The sequence below is a fragment of the Deinococcus sp. JMULE3 genome (assembly GCF_013337115.1).
GTDB lineage: Bacteria > Deinococcota > Deinococci > Deinococcales > Deinococcaceae > Deinococcus.
Genome location: NZ_SGWE01000003.1, coordinates 38,898 through 61,127, shown reverse-complemented (window position 1 = coordinate 61,127; position 22,230 = coordinate 38,898). Strand labels below are relative to the sequence as shown.

General features: G+C 68.4%; 23 protein-coding genes. 19 read left to right on the top strand and 4 right to left on the bottom strand.

The genetic code is table 11. The annotated features are described in order from the left end of the window. The first annotated feature begins 1 nt into the window (after position 1). The 18 genes from EXW95_RS02660 to EXW95_RS02575 all read left to right on the top strand — a co-directional run bounded on the left by EXW95_RS02660 (position 2) and on the right by EXW95_RS02575 (position 15,035). Entirely contained in the window at positions 2 to 2,245 is a 2,244-nt protein-coding gene (locus tag EXW95_RS02660) for a hypothetical protein (protein WP_174366140.1), read from the top strand. Further along, the gene (locus EXW95_RS02655) at positions 2,238 to 2,429 is read left to right on the top strand and encodes a hypothetical protein (protein ID WP_174366139.1); all 192 of its coding nucleotides are present in this window, start codon (positions 2,238 to 2,240) and stop codon (positions 2,427 to 2,429) included. The genes EXW95_RS02660 and EXW95_RS02655 overlap by 8 nt, the downstream gene beginning before the upstream one ends. Beyond that, the gene (locus EXW95_RS02650; protein WP_174366138.1) at positions 2,422 to 3,921 is read left to right on the top strand and encodes a hypothetical protein; all 1,500 of its coding nucleotides are present in this window, start codon (positions 2,422 to 2,424) and stop codon (positions 3,919 to 3,921) included. The genes EXW95_RS02655 and EXW95_RS02650 overlap by 8 nt, the downstream gene beginning before the upstream one ends. A gap of 17 nt (positions 3,922 to 3,938) precedes the next feature. Further along, entirely contained in the window at positions 3,939 to 4,595 is a 657-nt protein-coding gene (locus EXW95_RS02645; RefSeq protein WP_174366137.1) for a hypothetical protein, read from the top strand. Further along, positions 4,592 to 5,977 carry a collagen-like protein gene (locus EXW95_RS02640; RefSeq protein WP_174366136.1) on the top strand — a complete coding sequence of 462 codons (1,386 nt, stop codon included), beginning with the start codon at positions 4,592 to 4,594 and terminating at the stop codon, positions 5,975 to 5,977. The genes EXW95_RS02645 and EXW95_RS02640 overlap by 4 nt, the downstream gene beginning before the upstream one ends. Next, positions 5,977 to 6,699 carry a hypothetical protein gene (locus EXW95_RS02635; protein ID WP_174366135.1) on the top strand — a complete coding sequence of 241 codons (723 nt, stop codon included), beginning with the start codon at positions 5,977 to 5,979 and terminating at the stop codon, positions 6,697 to 6,699. Before EXW95_RS02640 ends, EXW95_RS02635 begins: the two co-directional genes overlap by 1 nt. 78 nt (positions 6,700 to 6,777) lie before the next feature. Next, entirely contained in the window at positions 6,778 to 7,773 is a 996-nt protein-coding gene (locus tag EXW95_RS02630) for a hypothetical protein (protein WP_174366134.1), read from the top strand. After that, entirely contained in the window at positions 7,770 to 8,966 is a 1,197-nt protein-coding gene (locus EXW95_RS02625) for a hypothetical protein (RefSeq protein WP_174366133.1), read from the top strand. The genes EXW95_RS02630 and EXW95_RS02625 overlap by 4 nt, the downstream gene beginning before the upstream one ends. Beyond that, entirely contained in the window at positions 8,963 to 9,289 is a 327-nt protein-coding gene (locus EXW95_RS02620; RefSeq protein ID WP_174366132.1) for a hypothetical protein, read from the top strand. Before EXW95_RS02625 ends, EXW95_RS02620 begins: the two co-directional genes overlap by 4 nt. Before the next feature lie 5 nt (positions 9,290 to 9,294). Continuing rightward, positions 9,295 to 9,663, top strand: a complete 369-nt coding sequence (locus EXW95_RS02615; protein ID WP_174366131.1) for a hypothetical protein — start codon at positions 9,295 to 9,297, stop codon at positions 9,661 to 9,663. A 117-nt stretch (positions 9,664 to 9,780) separates the two neighbouring features. Further along, positions 9,781 to 10,161, top strand: coding sequence for a hypothetical protein (locus EXW95_RS02610; RefSeq protein ID WP_174366130.1), 381 nt, complete (start codon positions 9,781 to 9,783; stop codon positions 10,159 to 10,161). Further along, complete coding sequence (locus EXW95_RS02605) at positions 10,161 to 10,535, top strand: hypothetical protein (RefSeq protein ID WP_174366129.1); 375 nt, start codon at positions 10,161 to 10,163, stop codon at positions 10,533 to 10,535. The genes EXW95_RS02610 and EXW95_RS02605 overlap by 1 nt, the downstream gene beginning before the upstream one ends. A gap of 4 nt (positions 10,536 to 10,539) precedes the next feature. Further along, positions 10,540 to 10,881, top strand: a complete 342-nt coding sequence (locus tag EXW95_RS02600; protein ID WP_160979701.1) for a hypothetical protein — start codon at positions 10,540 to 10,542, stop codon at positions 10,879 to 10,881. Continuing rightward, complete coding sequence (locus tag EXW95_RS02595) at positions 10,878 to 11,684, top strand: M15 family metallopeptidase (RefSeq protein ID WP_174366128.1); 807 nt, start codon at positions 10,878 to 10,880, stop codon at positions 11,682 to 11,684. The genes EXW95_RS02600 and EXW95_RS02595 overlap by 4 nt, the downstream gene beginning before the upstream one ends. Before the next feature lie 68 nt (positions 11,685 to 11,752). Next, positions 11,753 to 12,640: a hypothetical protein gene (locus EXW95_RS02590; protein ID WP_174366127.1), complete on the top strand. Its 888-nt coding sequence runs from the start codon at positions 11,753 to 11,755 to the stop codon at positions 12,638 to 12,640. Further along, positions 12,637 to 13,032 (top strand): hypothetical protein, encoded by a 396-nt coding sequence (locus EXW95_RS02585; protein WP_174366126.1) that lies wholly within the window; start codon positions 12,637 to 12,639, stop codon positions 13,030 to 13,032. The genes EXW95_RS02590 and EXW95_RS02585 overlap by 4 nt, the downstream gene beginning before the upstream one ends. A 312-nt stretch (positions 13,033 to 13,344) precedes the next feature. Then, the gene (locus EXW95_RS02580; RefSeq protein ID WP_174366125.1) at positions 13,345 to 13,896 is read left to right on the top strand and encodes a hypothetical protein; all 552 of its coding nucleotides are present in this window, start codon (positions 13,345 to 13,347) and stop codon (positions 13,894 to 13,896) included. Next, positions 13,893 to 15,035 (top strand): hypothetical protein, encoded by a 1,143-nt coding sequence (locus tag EXW95_RS02575; RefSeq protein WP_174366124.1) that lies wholly within the window; start codon positions 13,893 to 13,895, stop codon positions 15,033 to 15,035. The genes EXW95_RS02580 and EXW95_RS02575 overlap by 4 nt, the downstream gene beginning before the upstream one ends. A gap of 66 nt (positions 15,036 to 15,101) precedes the next feature. Here EXW95_RS02575 and EXW95_RS02570 read toward each other — a convergent pair whose 3' ends face one another. The 4 genes from EXW95_RS02570 to istA all read right to left on the bottom strand — a co-directional run bounded on the left by EXW95_RS02570 (position 15,102) and on the right by istA (position 19,018). Beyond that, positions 15,102 to 15,650 carry a hypothetical protein gene (locus EXW95_RS02570; protein WP_254605465.1) on the bottom strand — a complete coding sequence of 183 codons (549 nt, stop codon included), beginning with the start codon at positions 15,648 to 15,650 and terminating at the stop codon, positions 15,102 to 15,104. A gap of 215 nt (positions 15,651 to 15,865) precedes the next feature. After that, the gene (locus EXW95_RS02565) at positions 15,866 to 16,657 is read right to left on the bottom strand and encodes an abortive infection family protein (RefSeq protein ID WP_174366122.1); all 792 of its coding nucleotides are present in this window, start codon (positions 16,655 to 16,657) and stop codon (positions 15,866 to 15,868) included. A gap of 29 nt (positions 16,658 to 16,686) precedes the next feature. Then, positions 16,687 to 17,445, bottom strand: coding sequence for an IS21-like element helper ATPase IstB (istB, locus tag EXW95_RS02560; protein WP_058979396.1), 759 nt, complete (start codon positions 17,443 to 17,445; stop codon positions 16,687 to 16,689). A gap of 7 nt (positions 17,446 to 17,452) precedes the next feature. Then, positions 17,453 to 19,018, bottom strand: a complete 1,566-nt coding sequence (gene istA / locus EXW95_RS02555; RefSeq protein ID WP_119673501.1) for an IS21 family transposase — start codon at positions 19,016 to 19,018, stop codon at positions 17,453 to 17,455. Between the two features lie 322 nt (positions 19,019 to 19,340). Between istA and EXW95_RS20465 the strand changes: the two genes are divergently transcribed. Further along, a complete protein-coding gene (locus EXW95_RS20465; RefSeq protein ID WP_174366121.1) occupies positions 19,341 to 22,199 on the top strand; it encodes a class I SAM-dependent DNA methyltransferase in 2,859 nt (952 codons plus the stop codon). The last annotated feature ends 31 nt before the right edge of the window (positions 22,200 to 22,230 follow it).

Sequence of the window (22,230 nt, the reverse complement as noted above, 5' to 3'; positions counted from 1 at the left end):
AATGCCGTTCATCCTGACCCGCCGCCGCTCCCGGCTGCTGACCCTCACGCTGCGCGCCCAGACCCGCGAAGTTCAGCGGTTCACGCTCACGCTGCGGGCCAGCGCCGCGCCCGGCACGTACCGCGTCACCCTGGCCCTGCGCGCCCAGACCGCCCCGGACCCCGCGCGGATCTACACGCTGACCCTGCACGCCCAGACCACGGGCCGCGCCAGCGACCCGCCCACCCGCGCCGAGGTGCTGTTCGGGCAGCCGTCTATCCGCACCGCCACCCGCCTGACCCTGAACGGCGTCCCGCTCGACGGGATCTCCTGGCAGCACACCCGGCACGAGATGTACGTCGAGGCGGAATTCACGGTGCGCGGCCTCGTCCGCCCCGCCCTGGGCGACGTGATGACCGTCGAGGTGCAGCAGCGCCTGCCCCGGCAGGGACCCACCACCGTCACGTATGAATCCGTCCCCGCGGACGGCGACTACCAGATCACTCGCACGCCCGACGGCGGGTACCGCACCACGTTCCGGGGCCGCACCACGCAGGATCAGGACCTGCAGAACACCCGCCTGCCGGAACTGATCCCCTGGGTGGCGAACCCCAGCCGCCAGATCGAGAGCCCGAACTACCGCAGCGTCACCCGGCAGGTCGCGGGCGTCCGCGAGATCCTGAGCCTCGCGTTCAGCGCGGCGGGGCAGAACCTCTCCGGCACGGACATCCTGCAGGGCGAGTACTGGGAGGAAACCCGCCGGGAGTTCACCACCCGGGACCGCTCCCCAGTCGACGTGTACGGCGACACGTACGGGCGCCTGAACGTCCGCCTGATCCTGCGAGAGTCCACTCAGAACACGTGGCTGATGTTGCCGCCCGGCCAGTCGGACAGCGCTGCCCAGCTGCGCCCGGAGTTCCTGACCGGCCTGGGGGAACAGGCCGAGTTCAGCCGCACCCCCACCCGCGTCACCCTCCAGGTCGGGGACCGGTTCACGCAGGTGGACGACTACCTGCAGGAGGTCGTGGAGTCCGAGCAGCTGCCGGACGTGCTCGGCGAGGACGGGCAGCCGCAGCAGCTGGAGATCCGGGACAGGAACGCCGCGCGCTTCGAGGTCAGCCGCGACGCGGTCGTCACCGGCTTCGTGGACCGCGACGGCCGCCGCACCGCCACCCTCACCCGCAAGAAAGGCGGGCGGGTCGTGCAGGTCGTCGAGGTGATCACCGGCGTGATCGAACTGACCGAACCGGTCACGCCGGACGACGTCCTCGCCCGGTACCGGACCACCCTGCTCAGCAGCCCGTACTGGCAGGGGCAACTCATCCAGCTCGACCAGCTCCGCCAGCTGAACGTCGTGTTCAGCATCACCGAGACGACCTTCACGTACCTGCCCGGCACGGAGGACAGCCAGGCGCTCGCCGAGAGCCTCACCACCCGCACCGCGTACACGTACACCTACACGACCGTCCCGCAGGGCGCGCAGGGCATCCCCGCCGACCTCGCCGCCCTGGTGCCCGGCGCGGTCCAGGGGGACCTGCTGGGCCGCGAAAGCACCCGCGTCCGGAACGTCTGGAGTCCGCAGGGCAGCTGGCTGCGCGAACGGATCACCGTGGAAAGCCGCGCCGGGGAACTCGGACAGACCGGCCTCGACGACCCCACCACCGCGCCGCCCCCCGTCGCGCTGACCGTCGAGGAGTACACCACCGCCGAAACGTACAAACCCACCGGGGCGGGCCTGTGGCTGTACACCCGCACCCGCACCGGACCGCAGAAACTCCCGGTGCGGGACATGGACGTCGGGGAGATCGTCAAGACCGAGCGGCGCGTCGGCGTGCTGGAGCACAGCGTGGAACTCACTGAGAACGCCCCGCCCACCCTGCGCGACGAGGTGCCCGACGTGGACGCCCAGGCGACCGGCAAGACGGGTGGCGCTGGCGCGGGAAGCATCAGCGGTCTGCCCTGGCCCCGCGTCACGTACCTCCGCGACCCGCAGATCGCCGTCGCCGAGAACGCCGACGGGCCCGCCCCGGAGATCGCAGTAACGCTCGACGCGGTCCGCGATCAGGACCGCGCCGGGACACTGGTGGGCCTGCTGAACCGCGACTACCAGCCCCGCGTGATCCGCACCGTGCAGACCCCGCAGGCCGCCCGCCTGCGCCCCGGCCTCGCCCTGGCCGGGCTGGGCGTGATCCGCCTCGTCACGGCCCGCGGGCAGGGCCACACGCACACCCTGGAGGTCGAAACCGTGGAGATCCGACGTGAATGACCAGCGCGGCCTCGTCCTGCTGCGCGTCGCCGGAGGCCTGATCGTCCGGCTGAGCGGCACGCCCGGACGGGTCCTGGCGGTGCGGGTTGACCACCCGGCGCCCAGCACGGTCGCGCCCGGCGATCAGGTCACGCTCGAAGGCACCGGCGGGCAGCGGCGCGTGAAGGACGTCCGCCGTGACTGAGTGGACCTGGGCCGAGTTCCTCGAATGGCTGGACGGCTGCTGCTGTCGGCAGGATCTGCCGCCCGGCCGTTGTGTCGAGGGGATCGTGGTGGCCGCGCACCCCGGAGCGGTCACGGTGCGCCTCGACACCGGGCAGGCGGTGCGGGGGCAGCTGACCGCCGGATCGTTCCCCCGCCCGGGCGCACGGGTCCGGGTGTGTTTCGACGGGGTGCATCACGTCGACCAGCGCACCCTGCACCAGCCGCGCCGACCCAGCTTCACGCCGGACGACGCGCCGGACGTCCCCCACCTGCCCGCCTACGCCACCGGGCAGCGCCCGTCGAACTTCGGCATGCCGCACGTCCCGCAGACCGGACCGGACGGCCACCCGGTCCCCCAGACTGGGACTGCTGACAGTTTCAGCCGCGTCACCCTCGACAGTGGCGAGATCCGCCGCCTGGACGTCCCCACCCTCGCCGACCATCAGGCCCGCGTCCTGCACCTCGCCACGGTCATCACCGGGGACGCCGTCATCCGCGATCAGGCGCCAGGCGAGCTGTTCACCGTGAACGCCCGCTGGTGGGAGTACGCCCTGCAACGCGGTGGCCAGTGGGAGGTGGAGTTGAGTACCCAGATGGCTGGCAGTCTGGTCGGGCGACGCTTCGGCATCCTGCGGGACCGCACCCTGTCCTACGCCACGGGCGAGGAAACCGGCACGCGCGACACCCGCACCCGCGCGAACGGCAGCACGCTCGTGAAGTTCCTCTGGCGACCGGACGCGTCATCCCCCCTGCAGGAGCCCGCGCTGCTGCGCCTGCGTGCCCAGCGGGTGCAGCAGACGGCGCCGCTCAGCGGCACCCGCCTCGAGTACGCCATCCAGGGACTCGTCACCCTCGGAACGGCGCAGCACTGGCGAACGGTGATCATCAACCAGAACTGGTACCCGCCCGTCGACCCGGACGCCACGAACGAGGCGGACGCGTGGCCGTTCGCCCTGCACGAACTGCGGGATCTGCCCGTGCACAGCGGCGTGCCGGGCGACCCGGTGGTGTACGCGTACAGCGACCCGGTGAAGTTCGCGTACGCCACGGACGGGGTTTCCGAGCCGACGCTGCCGCAGCCCACCGGGCCGCGCTGGCTCAGCCCGGACGGCCGCGTCCGCATCGAGGGCCCACTCACCGCCGATCACGCCCACCTGAGCGACCTGGACACTCTGCACGTCGGGGACAGCGTGAGCATCCCCGGTCCGGGCAGCTGGGCCGCGTACCGCGGCGCGCACGGGCAGACGGTGCTGCTGATCGAGGCGGGCGGGCAGGTCACCCGCGTCGACCTCCCGCCCGCCGACCCGCCCGGTCAGGCCCCGACCGTGCAGGCCGTTGCCCTCGCGACGTGGCTCTCGGCGCTGGAGATCCCCGCGCAGGACTGGGTCGGCTTCGCCCGCAGCGGCCCGCTCTTCAGCGCGTGGCCGCCGCATGAAGCCCTGACCCGTGACCCTGAACTCATCGAAACCTGACCAAACAGGAGACCCCCATGGCCCACGTCCTGCGTGACCACGACCCGTGGCGGGACGCGCGCGCTGAGGACTGGCGCGAAGCCCGTCTCGCCCGGCCCCGCACGCCCCCCGCGCCGCCCCTCCCGCCGGACCGTCAGCCGCCGCCGCCCCCGCTGGGCGTGGCGAGTGTGGACCGCGTGCCCGGCCCCGACCGTGACGAACCCCTCCCCAGAGGGCACGCCCCGTGGCTCCAGCCCACCCTCGTGCAGCGCTGGGACGCCCAGGCGCAGGCGTGGGTGGACGCCCCGGCCGCGCTGGAGATCCTGGCGCGGAGAAGCGCGTACAGCCCAGCCGGGTGGACCGACGAGATCGACGACCGCCGCAAGGTGCTCGGCAAGCTCCGCGTCACCTACCCACCCGGACCACCGCTCCTCGATCAGCCCTTCACACGCGTCCTGACCGCACGCGGCACCCTCCCGCCCCGACCCTGGCTGATCGACGACCAGCCCGCCGACCTCTGGCCCCTGGGTCCCTACGCCCGCCTGAACGCCGCCGGGCGGTACCCGCGCGGCGTGTACCCGCTGGCCGTGCTCACGCCGCTGTTCACCGCCCCGAACGCTCCCCTGACGTTCACGCTCGACCTGCGCGGCGGGCAGCTCATGCAGCTGCTCCTCTCGCTCTCCGGAGGCCCATGACCACCCCACCCCCCACCCCGCCCGACCCTGCCCTCTGGACGTGGACGGATCAGTTCGACCGGACGTTCCTCGGGCCGGACTACACCGCCACGAACGGCGTCACGCTCGCCAGCGGCCAGCTGAAATTCGGCCCGCTCGCGTACGGCGTCCAGTCCATCGGTGTTCAGCAGCCCGCAGGCGTCCTGCGCGCCACCATCGGCCAGAGCGTCTGGTCCAGCGCGGACCTCCAGCTGCAGCTCGACTGGAAGTACACCTGGCAGACCACAGCCGCCAGCACGTACCTCGCGGTGGGCTTCGACCTCCTCGCCCTGGTCCCCACGAGCGGCGAGGCGGGCACGCGGCGGCTGCTGCGCTGGGCGAACGGCCTCCTCTCGTACGGGTACGCCCAGAACGCCGAGGGGAATCCGCTCTCCGGCCTGCCCGACCGGCTGCTCGCGCCGAACACCTGGGAGCGGCTCCACCTCACCATCGACGCGGCGCAGGGACGCCTGCAACTGCAGGAGGGTGAGCAGGCGTTCGACCTCGCGCTCCCCAGCGATTTCCTCGCGGAGTACGCGGGCGGCGCGGAACTGAGCGTGATCGTCCGGCAGGTGCAGGCGGACGGCCCGCCGCCGAACATCACGCTGTACGTGGACAACCTCGCAATCCGGAGCGGGGACGGCACCGCCGACCTGAGCACCGGCACGGCCAACTCGTCGGGCGGCATCCGCCTGGGCGGCGAGTGGCGCTTCGCCCCTGGCCCCCCGGACGACAGCGTGGGCAGCGACGGCGACGTGTGGGCGGACTCGACCACCGGCACGATCAGCCGGAAGACCGGTGGCGTGTACGTGGACGCCATGCAACTGCTCGGCGCACCCGGCCCGCAGGGCGAACAGGGACCACAGGGTCCGCAGGGCATCCAGGGACCCGCCGGGCGTGACGGTGTGGACGGCCAGCCCGGCGAGCTGGTCGGCGCGGTGGCCGTGCCACTGCTGCTCGGGGACGCCACCCCGGACGGCGGCCTGCTGATCCCGCTGAACCCCGGCCCGGGCAGCCTGATCGGGTCCGAACTGCTCGGCGTGGACGGCCCGGCCGTCCTCGTGGAGCACGCCAGCGACGGCAGCACCTGGGCACCCGTCGCGTTCCCGTTCGTGCTGCCTGCCGGGGTGCTGCGCCTGACCCGCGCGGACGACAGCGGCGCGGTCGCGGTCCTGCGCGCCCGCAGTCAGCCCGTACCGGGCGGCGGCAGCGGCCCCGGCTTCACCGTGCAGACCGACCCGGAAGGCTTCGAAACCATTCCTGAAGGTGAAACCGCCGCCGATCCTGACGGCTTCGAACTCATCACGAACGCCACCGCCACCCCCGACCCGGACGGTTTCGAAACCGTCGAAAGGAGCCTCTGATGCCTGCCGGACCCTACCCCACCAAACAGCAGTTCCTGGCCCACGCCGCCCGCCTCACCGCCCTGGAGCAGAGCAGTGGGGGTGGCGCGGCCCCCGCCGCGGGCGCACTGAGCGACGCCCACTACGCCGGTATTCAGCTGCCCGGCTCGACCACCCCCGCACTGGTCAGCCGGGTGCTTCTCACCCCGACCGCCGACCTGACCGGCCCGGGCAGCTACGTCGGCCTCTCCCTTCAGGGCGCCACTGGCCTGAGCGCCCAGAACGTGCAGGTGGAGGTGCTGACCATGCGTGCGGCGATCCCCATCGAGGTGACCGGCGTGACGGAAGAAAATGGCTTCGCGCTCATCCACACGCCGCCGTTCCTGTTCGGGCACAACGGCGACCATGTGCGCGTCACGCTGACCCCGCCGATCAGCCTGCCCAGCGCGAACGGGGCGGTGATCTCGACGTTGAGCGCGGAGGTGCGGGACGAAAACGGCGTGGTGCTCCCCGGCGTGCTGGTGGGCGCGAACCTGACGCCGACGCCGGTGGTGGCCGCGCCGGGTCCGATCGGCCCGGCGGCCATGCCAGTGGTGCGGAGACCGTCAGGGTACGCGTTCCGCGAGGGACACACGGAACTGGTCCTGGAGGCCGGGCAGGTGCCGGTGCTGCGCGTGTTCCACCAGGGGGAGTGGTACGGGACACCCATGGCGCTGGAAAGCGCGGGTGGCCCACCCGTCTGATCGCACCTCGTCTCGTTCTGGCCCCCACCGTCGTCCGGCGCGGTGGGGGCCTTCCCTTGCAGCCGGAGAGGAGACCCGATGAGTGAAGTCCCACCCCGGAACGCCCTGAACCTCTGGAAAAGCGGCGCGGTTGCCCTGGCGCTCGAAGGCGTGGACGGGCAGGCGCGCATGCTGGGCGCGAACAATCCCCTGCCCGTCGCGTTCCCGCCCGGCGCGACCAGCGACCCGGACAGCGCCCGCGAGGCGACGCAGCAGGAGATCCTGGCGCAGGTCCTCCTGGCCGTGAGCGCCCTGCAGGTGATGAGCGGCAACACGGACGGCCTGGAAGTGTTCGCGCAGCAGTCCAACACGCTGCTGACCCAGTTGACCAGCTACAACGACGGCGTCGAGACCCTACTCGGGAGCCTGAACAGCAACACTGACGGCATCGAGACCCTGCTCGGCAGTCTGGGTCTGAAGGACGACAACGTCCTCTCGAAGCTCACCGAGATCCTGGCGAAGGACGAGCAGATCCGCGTGCTGCTGGCCGCGCAGGCCGCCAAGACTGAGGCGCAACCCGTCAGCGCCGCGTCCCTGCCCCTGCCCGCCGGGGCGGCGACCAGCGCCCTGCAAACGTCCGCAAACACCATCCTCACCGCCCTCCAGACGGCCGTGGGCCTGCTGGGCACCGAGGCCACCCAGGTCGCCATCCGCAACGCCCTCCAGGGCACGCTGCAGGTCAAGCTCAACCCGGACATCCCGGCCATCATCGTGCTGAACATCCCGACGAACGGCACCGCCAGCGACCCGATCCTGCTCAACACGCAGACCGTCACCATGATCGACGTCAGCCTGAACTGGTCCGCTGCCGACCTGTCCCTGGAGCACAGCACGGACGGGGGCGCGACGTGGCTTCCGGTGTACGACCGCTTCGGGAACGCCCTGACCTTCAAGGTCACGGCCAACCGGGCGATCACCCTGGAGCCCAACGACCTCTGGCGCAAGGGCCGCGTGCGCTTCCGCTCGGGCGTCCCCGGCGCGTATGTCGCCCAGGCGGCCGCGACCACGCTGACCCTGACCGTGGTAACCGGGTGACGCGGGCGGTCCTGGCCGCTGCGCTGAGCCTCCCCTTGGCCGGGCTCGTCGCCGCTTACGATTTCAGCGCCCCGAACCTGACGCCACTCAGCGAAGGGCCGCTCGCCAGCATGGTCAGGGGCGGCGCCCCTGCCATCACGGAGGTCGCCGGGAGCAACGGGTACGCCGCGTGGCTCGTGTTTCCGGCGGGCGTGCCGACCGGCGCGCAGTACGCCTACTCCACCGCCCTGGGCATCCTGCCCAGCACCGCGTACACCATCGGCGTCGTCGTGAAGATGGATGGCGGCGGGGCGCCGGTCCTCGGTTCGTCGAGCGATCCGGCAGCGGACTTCTCGCTGGTGCTGGCGAACAATGCCATCACGGCCAGCGCTGCCAACAGCGGGGTCGAGAACCTCGGCGGCGGCCTGTACCGGGTGTGGATACGCGCCACGACGAGCAGCAGCGCGCCCGGCAACTACTTCGGGGTGGTGCGGTACACCGCCCAGAGCGGGCGCGGGTTCCGCGTCACCGCGTTCCACCTGCGCGCGGACGCAGCGGCGACCTACGAGCGCACCACCGACCTGCAGACCCTCCCGACCTTCCGCTCGGACCCGACCCGCGCCGGGACGCTGGGCAGCGCCGCGACCGCCGACAGCAACGATCCGACGTGGGGGCCATACGGCCTGAACTTCGACGGCGTGGACGACTACGTGAGCCTGAACGCCCCTGCCGGAGCCAGCGGGGAAACGCTGATGTTCCGCGTGCCCGGCCCAGCCCTGTCCGGGCGCGCGAACGACGTGGCGACCGTGTACAGCCAGGGGACGCAGAGCGGCGGCGCCGCGCCGTACCTGTGGGTGTACACCTCTGGCGGGGTGCTGACCATCCAACTGGCGGACGGCGTGACCCGCATCACGGCCAGTTCACCGGCCGTCAACGTGGGCGACCTGTGCGCCGTGACGGTGGACTACGCCGCCGGGGAGGTCCGCTGGTACCGCGCGGGCGAACGCACCCGCACGGTCCAGAACCCTCGCGCATTCCTGCCCGTGGCGGCCTCAGTCGCCCGGCTGGGCATGTACGCCGCTTCCATCGCGCATACCGGCTCGGGCATCCAGAGCTGGTTCTCCAGGCATGACCGCGCCCTGTCGGACGCCGAGGTCATGCGCGCCTACCGCTTCATCCGTAACCACCTGAGCCGACGAGGAGTGACCGTATGACCCTGACCGACCCGACCCAGACCACCCCCACCGACCCCGGCAACATCGCCATTGTGGACCGCGACGAGTACGTGTCTGCCACCACCCGCACCATCGGCCGGCGCACGTTCGTGCAGCCCATCGAGCTGCCCAGCGGCACCCTGACGGGCGAGCCGAACGTGTCCGGCGACGGCTCCCGCGTGGCGCTGTGCTACCCGTGGACCGAGGAAGATCGCGTGGCGATCTGGGAGATGTTCCTGACGCTCGTGTGGGCCGAGGTGATGCCAGTCGACTGGGACACCGCGCAGTTCGCGCCGCTGTCCATGCGGGCGCCGACCGCGTGAGGTGGATGCTGGGGCTGCTGGCCGCGCTCCTCACGGGGTGCGGCCAGTCGACTGTCGGACGGCCCGCGCCTGCGCCACCCTCGCCGCTGGTCACGCGGCCCTGGCCGGACGTGCCCATCGAGTGGCATGCCGAGATCGACCAGGCGGCCCTGGACCGGTACGCGCGGCCGGGCGGCATCGCGGGGTACGTCCTCGGGACGGCGTGGATGCGTCCGGACGGCGTGTGCGAAGTGCACGTCATGTACGACCGCCTGCTGACGCCGGAGGTCAGCGCACATGAGGCGGCGCACTGCCTCGCCATCGCCCGACGCGGCGTACGTGCCCCGGTACCTGCAGGCCTGCGGCGCCACCGTCGCGCCCCTGGGTCTGCCTGACGACCGGCCCGCGACGTGCACGAACCCACCCGAACTCTGAACCCCGCCCACGTTCACGCGCCCCGGCTGCCCGGCCCGGGGCGCGCCTTCCTTTCCGCCGGGCACGAGGTGATCACCATGCGACGCAGGCCACTGGCCCTCCTTCTTCTCGTCAGCGCGGCCCTGCTGGTTCTGCCGGTCGCCGTGGCCGAACTGGCCCTGAACCCCTCCGATGCCCCCAGCTGCGCCGCCACCGCGCGGCTGACCGGGCCGCGCAGCATCCTGGGGCAGTACCAGGTGCGGATCGAGCTGCCGCCTACCTGCCCGCCGAATGAACTCAGGTATACGCGGATCATCACGCGGAACGGTGGCCGCATCCCACCCATCGGGTACTTCCGCATGGGCGCGGGCTTCCCGCGGCGGATCGACTGGTGGATCTTCCCCGGCGCGCAGGTGCAGGACCGGCCCGCGCCGAATCAGTGGGTGAACGTCCTGACGGGGGTGCCGACGTGGTGGTGATGCTGCGGCCGTACCGCACGCAGGTGCTGCTGGGGCACGCGCTGCTTGCCCTGGCTGTCTACCTCGCCGTGCCCGTCGAGAAGGCCAGCCTGTGGCCGCTGGAGATCTGGGGCGGGCTGCACATCCCCGTGTGGGTGTGGCCCGCCCTGCTCGGCGCGACCGGCCTCCCGCTGGCGCAGACCCGCAAGGCGCGGATCGGGATGCTGCTGTGCCAGCTGAGCGTGATCTGGCTGGTGACAGTCGGCATCGCGGCGTACCTCGCCAGCGGCTGGAATCCCATGTCGGTCCTGTGCGCCGTGCTGGCCCTGCACGCGCAGTGGACCAGCGTGGATCTGAAAGCCGTGGCGGCCGCGCTCGGCACCGGGGTCCGGTGACGGCGTGGATCTAGAACTGATCGGCAAGATCCTCGGGTGGACCACGGCGGGCACGGTCGCCCTGACCGGCGTGTGGACGTACCTCGGCAAGAGCAAGGACAGCGCCTGGACGCGGCTCGTGTCGGAAAACGACCGGGTGCGCCGGGACCTGCAGGAGATGAAAACCGAGCTGAAAAGCACCAACGAGCGGCTCGGGAAGGTGGAAACGGAACTGGAGGAACTGCGCGCCGACCGCCGGACTCTGCTGGACTTCCTCCGGGACGTGGTGAGTGGGCAGTTCCCACCCGACTGGATTCAGACCCGCGCGCGCGAACTGCTGGCGCGCATGGGCAGAGGAGCACCATGACCGACTGGAAAGCACTGATCGCCGCGCGACCGAGCGGCGCGACCGCGGCGTCCCTGATCGCGGCCTACGGCAACCCCGAGGGACCCGGCGCTGGTCCCAGTCCGCAGGGCGGCGCGTGGTTCACACCCAGCCCCGCCTGGGCGCGGGAGAACCTCACGACCATCCCTGCCGAGAAGCTCCCCCACTGGCCGCTGCTGGGCGGGAAGGCGGTGAGCGGCGTGACGGTGCACCGCCTGGTGGCTGCGCCGCTGATCGCCACCTGGGCGGAAGTCAACCGGCGCGGGCTGGCCGGGCGGCTGCGGACCTTCAACGGCGCGGCCGCGTTCCGGCACATGGGCCACGACCGCAGCCGGCCCCTGAGCGTGCACGCGTTCGGCGCGGCGTTCGACGTCGACGCGGCCTGGAACGCGTACGGGGTGCCGCTCGCGCAGCAGCAGATCGACCGGGACGTGGTGCGGGTGTTCCAGGAATGCGGCTGGGAGTGGGGCGGCCTGTGGACCGATCCCTACGAGGACGGGATGCACTTCCAGTGGACTGATCCGCTGCCGGGTGTCCGGCAGCCCGCGTGGCGCGACGCGATGGCACGCGGGCAGGGCAGCGCCCCGAAACCCACGCCCGCCCCCGCCCCCGCTCCTGCGCCGACGACGGGGATCGTCGTGAAGCCGACCGTGCCCGGTCCGGTGGTGCTCGTGCCGGACGGCGCGGGGGGCTGGCGCGACGTGGCCGGGCAGCGCACCACCCTGCCGGGCGGCACGGTCGTCAACGCGACCGACCTCACGCGGATCTGGATCGCCGAGCGCTGAACCTCACCGACCAGGGCGGCCACCTCCAGCGCGGGGTGGCCGCCCGCCTTGACCCCTGGGAGGGTGACATGAAACGAGTCGTGAACTGGATGACGGGCGCAGGCCTGCTGCTCGACGCGCAGCTGCGGTGGTTCTTCGCACTGGCGCTGCTGAGCTGCGGGTACGCCTTCGCACAGGAGGGCCTGCCGGACATGGGTGCGGACCCGCTCGGTTGGCTGCGGACCATGGCGAGCAACCCGTTTGCACTGGGCGCTGTTGTATTCGGCCTGGTGGAAGCGTGGAAGCAGGACGCGGCGAAGCGGGAGCCGCCCCTGGACTGGAAGCCGTGGCGGTGGCGCACCCTGGCGTTCGTGATCGGCCTGGGCGGCAGCGTGGTCGCGCGGCTGGCGGTGAGCGCCCTGCCGGGCGGCGTGGCGTTCACGGCCGCGGATCTGCCGGTCACGCTGGTGAACGGCCTGCTGGCGGGCCTCGTGTCGATCGCCGGGTGGAACAGCCTGCGGACCCTGACGAAATGGATCTTCCCCGATCGGGCCGCCGCGGACACTCAGACGGGCAGCGCGGCGGCAGCGGCGCAGACTGCGGGAACGCGTGAGGGTGACCCTGCCGCGCCGCCCGCTGCGGCCTTCCAGGAAGCCGAGGCGGCACGCGCCATGCGGGCCATGGGCGTGCCTGCTCAGCGTGGCATGGACGCAGTGGTGGCCCTCGGGATGATGGGCGGCAGCCCCACTCCGTTCCTCGGTCCGGTCCGCGCCCTGGCTCCGGCGGTGCTGGCCACCCTGCGGCAGATCCTCGCCGAGCTGCTGCCCGAACAGCTCACGGCCGCGCAGGCGGCAGAGCTGGCCATCCGCCTCGCGCCGGTGATCGCGGATCTCGCGGACGGCAGCACGTACCTCAGCGACGAGAACCGCGGGCGGCTGCTCGACGCGGCGCGCGACGTGCTGGACGGTGCCGCGTGAAGCGGGCGCTGCTGGTCCTGGTGGCGGTGCTCTTCACGGCGTGCGGCCTCCCCCCGGAGCGGTCGACCGTCACGGTGCAGGGCCTGACCGTCACGGTGGGGAACCCCGGCCCGGGGCCGCTGACCGGCGACCCGACCCGGAAGGGCGACGGCGTGGCCTTGCGGATTCGTGGTGTTGACCTGACACCGACCGGGGACGCGGCGCGCTGGTGCCAGGCGGTGAACGCTGTCCGGTGGGGGTGCGTCCTGCCGGAGATCCCGGAGGGCAGCGCCCTGCAGGCGACATTCACCGGGGGGCCTGGGGCGCGGATCGGGAGTGCGGATCTGGCGGGGTACCGGGCCGCGCGGGGCAGTCTGCCCGTGCTGCGGTTCTGGCCGCCCCTGGTGCCCTGAACTATCGGACGTCTTGCGCCGTTCCGACTGACCTGCGTGACTATGCGGGCGAATTGGGTTGCGGCGCCTGTGCGAACCCCGTACTCTGCGCTTGCCGATGCGTTTCTAGCCCCCGAGAGAGGGGCTTCCTGAGCTCGGACATGAATGCAGCCGCGCGAGCGGTGACTTTTCATGTCCGGGTGTATCGCGTTTTTCCGGAGCAAACATGCAGCCACAGCCAATTGCACCAGCCATGCAGATCATCTCGCGGCAAAACCTCACGCAGCGTCAGTTGCGCTTACAAGACTTCGATGTTGTGACGTGGAGGAGGGCGTGACGGTGCCACTGACAGCCTTGACATTAGAAGCGCTGCAGAACGGAAGCATCCCCGGCATCAGTGCTGCGAAAGGCGAGTGTCATGTGCAGGCCTGCATCGTGCGACTGGAAGCACACCAACATGCGTCCGGTGTAGATCTGGCGATGGGCGGCGATGTGGCTGGCAATCCAGCCGTCCTGAACTGGACGACCACCGTGACAGATCAGATGAGGCGCACTTGGAACGACCCGCAGGAAGCACTGGAAGAAGCGGCGGCAGGTATCGCCATCCTGACTTTGCTGGCCAACACGCCGTACACGGTCGTTGACCGCTCCTGCAAAGGCACGGGTGTAGACTACTGGCTGGGCGAAAAAGATGATGAAATTCTGTTTCAACGCAAAGCGCGTCTTGAGGTAAGCGGCATCGAGCGCGCCAGCCAGGGGAATACCGTGGCTTCGCGCGTGGCACTCAAGAAGAAACAGACGACTCAAAGCGCCGCCACCAAGCTGCCCGCCTACGTCGGCGTTGTGGAACTGTCGCAACCGCACTCGCATCTGGAGAAGGTATGAGCGCTGTACTCGATCAACAGGAGTTGAAGCGAATCCACCGCATGGCGATGGAAGCGGTCGATCGTGCCGACATTGCCCGCCGGGCTGGTGATCCTGTCGCAGAACAGCAGTTCCTGGGACTGGCCCTGGAACTGGAAACGCAAGCCGCCAACATGCTGGTCTTTGCGGTCACCGTGGAGCCCACGCGGTCCGTGCTCTACCGAAGTGCGGCCAGCATCGCCATGCGCACCAGGAACTACCGCGAAGCGGAACGGCTGATTGCGCACGGCCTCAGTGGAGAGCCGCCAGAGGAAATCGCCGAGGAGCTGCGCGATCTGTACGAACAGGTCACGTTCGAGCGTCATCTGGAATTACGGGGCATCACCCTGCAGGAAGGGGAGTTCCAGCTCACCCTTTCTGGCCCTGGCATCGGCCTCGGCATGGCGCCCAGTGAACACGCCTATCAACGGCTGGCCACCATGCAGAAGATGATCTACCGGACCGCGGAGCGCGTCTCCAATCTGCCGTTCCGTCAGAAGGGCGCGCCAGCCACTGAGATCAAGGACCTGTACGAGACGTATATCTCGATGCCACGCGCCGCCAGCTTCGCTCTGACGGTACGCCTCGGCGTGAAGAACGACGTCTTTGGTCAGCAGAATACGGTCGTTCGCGAAGTGATCCAGAACCTCCGCCTCGTCCAGACTGACCATCTGGACACGCTGCATGCCGCTATCCGTGACGAGGCGTACTACAACAACTTCGTGGCGCTCGCCACTGAGCTGGCTCCGGACGGTAAGGACGTCACGCAGGTCGGCATCAGCACGGAAACCGAGAACGTTGCCCTCCAGCGGACCCGCGATATCGTCCGCAAGACGATAAACGCCCATCAAGACACTCCAGTGGATAACGGGACTGATGCGGAAGTCAGTGAGATCACCGGAACCTTGCATCTGGTGGATGGACGCGGCAAGGACGATCTCGTCCGCCTGACGGACGAGCAGGGCGGGAAGTGGACGGTGCACGTGGCCCCAGGGCTAATGGACGACGTCGTCGCGCCAAACTGGCGCAAGCAGGTGCGCGTCACTGGAACCATCAGCACCCGCAGGAAGGACCGTCAAAAGAACGTCATTTTTATGGACACGATGGTGCCCATCGAGTAAATCGAGTACGGAAAGGGCCGCTCCCCATCCCAGATCCCTCAGCGGGCTGGGATGGGGAGCGGCCCTTTAGTTGTTCTGCGCAGTGGACCTGGTGCGGCGGCCCTGGAGTGTGATCGTCTCCAGCGCACCTCGACGCGTGACACCCACCTCGCGCAGGTCCAGCGTGCCGGTTTCCACGTCGTCCAGAAGTTGGCGCAGCTGCCGGATGGTGTCGTCCCGCAACGCTTCAGGGGTCTGATCCTGGATGACGTTGCTGCGTCTGAGGTGCTTGACCGTGGAGCGCTTGAGCACCTTGCTTACATCGTCGAGATAATCGCTAAGAATCCGTGCGGCGTCGGTATGCACATCGTCTCCTGCAGATTCCCACCGATCGAGGACGGCCGTGGCCTCGGTGACGCTGTAGAGGTCAGGAGTAGTGGGGAGCTGACAACTTCGCAGGCGCGCGAGCAGAAGGCCCTGGACTTCTAAGAGCAGCTCGCGCACCTGCGCGTTGTCTTGGAGGCTCAGGTCCTCTGCGAGATCCTTCAAAGTGGCGGCGGCCAGCACCGCCTCGTCTGACGTCCGGTCCAGATCATCATGCAGGAGCCCTAACACGTGGTAGGCATAGCGAATCAACCACCCCGTCCACTGTAGGGGGTAAGGGGTTTTGCCGTCTGAGTCGTACAGAGACTCGTACTGACCGTACGATAGAAGCACGAAGGGCGGCCACTCGCGGTCTCCACTGGGCTCAGGAGGCTGAAAGTGCAGGGAGACCGGGGGAACCATGATGCAGGCTAGCGTGTTACTTAGACGCGACGTGCCTCAGATGACGCTCAGGTGGCTGCTGAGCGTCATGGGAGAGCTCCGCGAGCGCCAGCCTGCTGAGCCTCGTGGGTTTCCATGAGGAAGGTTGCCGCTGCGCCTGCCGTCGTCACCGCCAGATGAGCGTGTCGGAGTTCCAGAGGTGAAGGACCAACGCCACCGTGACCAGTGCCGTAGAGATTGCGAAGCTCAGCTAAGCCTCGGACGATCTGCGAAACTCCTGCCAGCACTTGTTTGAGCGTGTCCTGACCGGCTGCCGAGGGCGCCAGGGCCACCTTCGGATCGAGGGCTAGGTACTGCTGAACGCGCTTCAACAACTGTGGCATATCGTCAGTCAGATTCGTGTCTCCATGTGCCTGGAGGATGAGCTTCAAGACGGACTCCAACAATTCTTTCGCGGAACCAAGGGCCAGTTCAGGATCACTCGTGAGTGCTTGCTCGAGCCGCGTGATGGCGCGCGTCACGTCGAAGCTACTGTTCACGCTGGCAGTAGTGACGCCCACCAGGGCTCCGAAGGCGCTGCCGTAGAGCTGCTGATGCACGGCGGGATCGTTAGCTTTCAGCCACGTGCTCAGCTGGAGATGTTCGGCTATACCCTCGATGAGCGCAGGATCACGCTGCTCGACACTGGTGAGGACCTCGGAGATGGCCCGGGCGTAGTCGCTGTCTCCAAAGTGCAGACTTCGGTACAGTCGCGTGTGGTCGGAAAAAATGTCCCCTATCTTGAACAGATCGCCGAGGTCATCCCATTTGCGTATGCTGGCTAATCCGGCAGTCGCCGCTGGAGTTATCCGGCACCTCATGCTGAGGTTATCCGGCACTCTCCCCCACGGCAGACGAGCTGTGTCCATTATGAAAGGCTGACGGCTGATGGGGTCAAGTGACGCGACCTCTTCCGCAGACTTTCTCCCTTCAATTCAATCCGGTAGGCGTGATGCAGGACGCGATCCAAGATCGCGTCCGCCAGTGTCGGATCACCCAGATTGGCGTGCCAGGCCGACGTCGGAAATTGACTGGTGATGATGGTGGATGACCGCTCATAGCGGTCATCCAGAATCTCCAGGAGAATTCTTCTGCCTTCTGGCGTCGGCACATCCAGCCCCCAGTCGTCCAGAATCAGCACCTGCACCTTGGCCAGGTGAGCGAGCAACTTCAGGTACCGCCCGTCGCCTTTGGCCAGCGTCATGTCCCCAAGCAGTCGTCCTGTTTGTGCGTACAGCGCGGTAAACCCCTGGCGGCAGGCCTGGTGTGCCAGGGCACACCCAATGAACGTCTTGCCGACCCCCGTCGGGCCGGTGATGATGACACCTCTCTTTTCGGCGATCCATTGCCCGCTGTGAAGTGACCTGAACAGTTTGGCGTCGAGCCCACGTGGATGTTTGACATCCACCTCCTCCATGCTGACGTTCTGTTTCAGCCGCGCCGCCGACAGGCGGCGCTGCATGCCTTTGGTATCCCGAATCACGCGCTCGCGTTCCAACAGGAGGGTCAAGCGTTCTTCGAAGCTCAGTTCGCGGATGCTGGCCTGTTCCTGCTGTTCCTGAAGCGCCAGGGCCATGCCATCGAGTTTGAGCGTGCGGAGTTGTTGAATCACAGGGTGCAGGAGCATCAAAACCTCAATTCAACACGCGGTCCGTGTCGGGTTCGTCGAGATCGGCGAAGTACTGCGGGCCACGGAGATTGCTGTGAACCGCCACGGGCAGCACCTCAGAGGCCGCGGGCAGTTCGGCCTCGTCCAGGCGGTGCTTCAGGATGGAACGGACGCTCTGCAGGCTGTGGGCCTGCAAAAACAGGGCACGGCGGCACGCGGCTTCCAGCCGCGCGCCATATTCACGGTGCAACCGGAGAATGCCCAACACCGTGCGTTTTTGCTGTTCAGGATGCTGTTCACCATCGAAAATGGCGCAGACCAGCGCGGCGGTCTGTTCACCAATGGCTTGGGCTTGCTGGATCAAGGCATCCGCGTTCAGAGCAGCGAGCTGCCGATGATGGGTCGGCATATGTTCCGCCAATGTCGTGTGCCGCATCGTCCTGCCGTGCTCCTCTGACACCCGGTGGTGCACGGCGATCCGCTGTCCTGCCCGGTAGATTTCGATGAGCTGCGGAGTCAGGCGAACATCCACCCGCGTCCTGGCGTGCAGGTGGGGCACGCTATAGGCGTGCCCCAGGACGACGACGTGGTAATCCAGCCCCACCACAGCCTGCTTCCACTCCGCAATTTCGAACGGTTGGATGGGTAAAGGGCGGAGTAGGGGGCGATCCAGGGCTTCGAACTCACTGCGCCGACTGCCGGGTCGTTTCTGAAACGGTTGCTGATTCAGTGCCTCGACCAGCGCCCAGATCAGTGCATTCGCTTCCGACACGCTGAACAACACCCGATCACGAAGGGGCGCCAGAATCCGGCGTTCCACGATTTGCACATGCACTTCGACCAGGGCCTTGTCTTTGGGCTTACGAACCCGGGTCGGAATGATCGCGACATCGTAGTGCTGGGCAAACTCCTGATAGGTGCGGTTCAGCTCAGGTTCGTAGCGGCTGGCGTGGTGCACGCCAGCCTTGAGGTTGTCAGGAACGATGATGTCCGGGACACCGCCGAAAAACGCCAGGGCACGGACATGCGAGGCAATCCAGTCCGGAACGCTCTGCGTGCGTGTGACTTCCGCGTAGGTATAGTCACTGGCTCCCAGGGTCGCCACAAACACCTGTCCTGCACTTACTTTTCCGGTTTTTGGATCCGTGATGGGCACGGTCAGTCCGGCGTAGTCGACGAAGAGTTTTTCCCCTGCTCGGTGGGTTTGACGCATGGTCAAACCGCTCGCGGCTTTCCAGTGACGGTAGTGTTCGTTGAACGTCGCGTACTGCCAGCCATCGGGATGCTGGCGCCGATATTCTTCCCACAGGAGTTGGCGTGTAACGCCTTTGCGCCGGAGTTCTCGGTCCAGTGCAGCCCAATCGGGAATGTGCACGGCACGCTGCGCCGCCTGATCCTGTTGCTTGAACAGTTGCTGTTCAAGCTGGTGGTCATCCAGGTCAGGGGGAAGTGGCCAGGTCAGCCCGGCCTGTTTCGCTCGGATGACGTAGTCCTGAACCGTGCTGCGCGCCAGACCGACACTCTGCCCGACCTGGTGGTCGCTCAGTTTGAGGTCCAACTTCAAGCGCAAGACTTCTCTGATTTTTCGCATAGACGCTCGCTTTCTGGTCATCCTTCAGGATGACCAAGGGAGTCTCGTCTACGTGTCGGGTGCCGACATCCAGCAGAGGGTGCCGGATTCGCCCAGCGCAGGGTGCCGATTTCATCCAGCGGGACGTGCCGGATAACTCCAGCGCCGCCCGCCGGATTTCACCAGCGTACGCACCATTCCTCGGAAGTCGTGAAATGCCCAGCCAAGTAGTCTTTCAGCTTGAGGCGCAGCAGCGTGGCACGGTTGATGGTTGTCATCGGCTCAACGTATCGCACGGCATGTGCGCAGTGTCGCGCGTCAGGTGGCCTCCATACTGTGCAGGATGCATCCCCAGGAATTCGCGGCCAAATGGCGCACCCGGGCCTTTGAGGTCACCGAGGAACAGGCCTACCAGGAACACTACGCCGACGTCGCCAGTCTCGTGGGTGGCCCCGTGCCCGGTCAGGCCGGGGCACCGGCCGGGCTGACGTACCAGGCGGGCGTGAGCAAGATCGGCTCGAAGGACTTTGGGAAGGCCGACGTGTTCCTGCCCCGGCATTTCATCTGGGAGGCCAAACGCGCGCAGAAAACAGCGGACGCCCGCGCCAGGAAACTCGGGGACGCCCTGGCGCAGGCCAGCCTGTACGCGTACGAGCTGGGCAACCCGCCCCTGATGATTGTCACAGACTTCGTGGAGATCCGCGTGCACACGGTCTTCACCGCGACCGCGCCCCGCATGTACCGCATCACCCTGGACGACATCGAGCAGAACCGGAAGCTCGAAGCAACGGACCTGACCGCCCTGCAGGTCCTGCACGCCGCCTTCCACCGCCCGGAACTGCTGAACCCGGCGCGGCAACGGCAGGAGATGACCACCCAGGCGACCGAGCAGGTCGGGGAGGTCGCGCAGAGCATGGTCCGCCGCGGCCTGGGCCAGCTGGAGGTGTCGCACTTCCTGATGCGGCTGGTGTTCGCAATGTTCGCCGAGGACGTCGGTCTGCTCGACGATACGCCGCTCACCCGCGTCCTGAAACGCAGCGCCGAGCACCCCGAACGGTCACGCGGGTACCTCGAGGAGCTGTTCGGGGCGATGCAGACGGGCGGGGAGTTCTGGGGCGCGGACGTCCGGCACTTCAACGGCGGGCTGTTCGACAGTGACCGGGCACTGGACCTCACGGCCGCGGAGGCGCACGCACTGCTGGGCGCGGCGCGGCTGAACTGGTCGAAGGTCGAACCGGCCATCTTCGGCACGCTGTTCGAGCACAGCCTCGACTCGGGCACCCGCGGGAAGCGCGGCGCGCACTACACGCCGGTGCAGGACATCCTCGACGTGACCGTCCCGGTCGTCCTCGAACCCCTGCGAGCCGAGTGGGACGCCGTGAAGGACAACGTCCGCACGCTGCTGGGCGGGAAGGCGAAAGACCGCCTCCAGAAGGCCACTGGGGCCCTGCAGGCGTTCCACCAGCGGCTCGCGGGCGTCACCGTCCTCGACCCGGCCTGCGGGAGCGGGAACTTCCTGGTGGTGACCCTCAGGCACCTGCTGGACCTGGAGAGTGAGGTGATCGGCCTGGCGCGGGAGATCGGGGCGCCGTTCGTGCTGTTCCCCAGCCGCATCACGCCCCAGCAGCTGCGTGGCATCGAGGTGGAACCGTTCGCGCATGAACTGGCGTCGGTCAGCGTGTGGATCGCGTTCCTCCAGTGGAAGGCCGCGCACCCCAGCGACGAGTGGCCCACGCCCATCCTGCGGAACTACGGCAGCATCCAGCACATGGACGCCGTGTTCGACGAGAAGACCGGCAAAGAACCCGAGTGGCCAGCAGCAGAGTTCATCGTGGGCAACCCGCCCTTCCTGGGGAACACCCGCATGCGCCAGCGGCTCGGGGACGCGTACACCGAGGGTCTGCGCGCCGCGTACGAGGGGCGCGTGCCGGGCTTCGCGGACTTCGTCATGTACTGGTTCGAGAAGGCCCGCGCGGAGATCCAGGCGGGCCGCACGCGCCGGGCAGGGCTGATCGCCACGAACAGCATCCGGGGCGGCGCGAACGCCGCGGTGCTCCAGCGCCTGCAGGAGACCGGGGGGATCTTCCTGGCGTGGCCGGACCGGGCGTGGGTGCAGGACGGCGCGGCGGTGCGCGTGAGCGTGGTGGGCTTCGACGACGGGACGCAGCAGGCACGCACCACGCACTGGCACGACGGGGATGAAGCTGATCTGACCAGCCGCGTGACGCGGTCGCAGCCGGTCGCGGCGTTCAACGCGGACCTGACGAGCGGGGTGGATGTGCGGCAGGCGCGGCGACTGTCGGAGAACGCCGGGCTGTCCTTCGAGGGCGTGAAACCGGCCGGGAAGTTCGATCTGCCCGGCGCCGTGGCGCGGGAGTGGCTGGACCTGCCGAACCCCACGGGCGTCAGCAATCGCGACGTGCTGAAGCCATATGTCACGGGGGAAGACGTGATGGACCGCAGCAAGGACCGCTGGACGGTTGACTTCGCTCAGATGGTGTTGGAGCAAGCCGAACAATACCGACGACCCATGCAGCACGTGACGGAACACGTCAAGCCCGTGCGTGAGAAGAACAATCGCGCCGTGTACCGGCAGAAGTGGTGGATCTATTCCGAAGCTCGGCCCAACATGCGTGAGGCGTTGAAGCCGCTGGAACGCTTCATCGGGACGTCCCGGGTGGCGAAGCACCGGGTGTTCGTGTGGCTCCCGACCTCGGTCGTGCCTTCTGATCTGGTCACGGTGATCGCGTCGGATCAGGACTACATGTTCGGCGTGCTGAACAGCGGCATCCATGTGGCGTGGGCGACGCGCCTGGGAACCAGCCTGGAGGACCGTCCACGGTACACGCCGACCACGACGTTCGAGACGTTCCCGTTCCCACAGCCGTCCCCGGAGCGCCGGGAGAAGATCGAGGCGGCGGCCCGGTATCTGGAGCAGGCCCGCGCGTACCTGCACGGGAAGGACGCCCCTGGCCGGAAGGGGGGCGTGAAGCTAGGCCTCACGGACATGTACAACCTGCTGACCGAGTACCGCGTGACGAGAGTGGAGGCGGTGGCGGGATTGAGCACGCTGGCGGACGCGCACGAGATGCTCGACCAGGCGGTGGCTGCCGCGTACGGCTGGGACTGGCCCCTGAGCGAGGACGACGTGCTCGCGCGGCTGCTGGCGCTGAACCTGGAGCGGGCCGCAGCCACAGCCTGATCAAATGACCATCCATTTAATTCCGGACTAA